The sequence below is a fragment of the Streptomyces calidiresistens genome, assembly GCF_014141525.1.
Lineage (GTDB): Bacteria > Actinomycetota > Actinomycetes > Streptomycetales > Streptomycetaceae > Streptomyces > Streptomyces calidiresistens.
In genome coordinates this window covers 1-598 of record NZ_VKHS01001470.1, presented here as the reverse complement: position 1 = coordinate 598, position 598 = coordinate 1, and the positions used below count along the sequence as shown (strand labels likewise).

At 74.9% G+C, this 598-nt stretch carries 1 protein-coding gene; it reads left to right on the top strand.

Annotated elements, in window-relative coordinates; genetic code table 11:
- A partial coding sequence (locus FOE67_RS27865; protein WP_228474379.1) for a segregation and condensation protein A occupies positions 1-598 on the top strand: 598 nt, incomplete at both ends.

Below are 598 nucleotides of genomic sequence, written 5' to 3'. Positions count from 1 at the left end.
CCCCCCGGCTCCCGACGACCCGCCCGGCACCGGTGCCGATTCCCCGGCGGGGCGGGACCGGGCGGACCGGGCGGCCCACCCCGCCGACCCGGACGAGGGTCGGCCCGGGACCCCCGACGGTCGCTTCACCGTGGTGCTGGACAACTTCGAGGGCCCCTTCGACCTCCTCCTGCAGCTGATCTCCGCCCACAAGCTGGACGTCACCGAGGTCGCCCTCTCCCGGGTGACCGACGACTTCATCGCCCACCTGCGCTCCCGGGGCCCGGAGTGGGATCTCGACCACGCCACCGAGTTCCTCGTGGTCGCCGCCACCCTGCTCGATCTCAAGGCCGCCCGTCTGCTGCCCGCGGCCGAGGTCGAGGACGAGGCGGACCTGGCCCTCCTGGAGGCCCGCGACCTGCTCTTCGCCCGGCTGTTGCAGTACCGCGCCTACAAGCGGGCCGCCGAGTTCATGCACCGACGCATGGAGGCAGAGGAGCGCCGTCACCCCCGGACCGTCTCCCTGGAGCCCGCCCACGCCGCCCTTCTCCCGGAGGTCGTGCTGCGGGTCGGTCCGGAGGGGCTCGCCCGCCTCGCGGTCCTGGCCATGCGCCCCCGC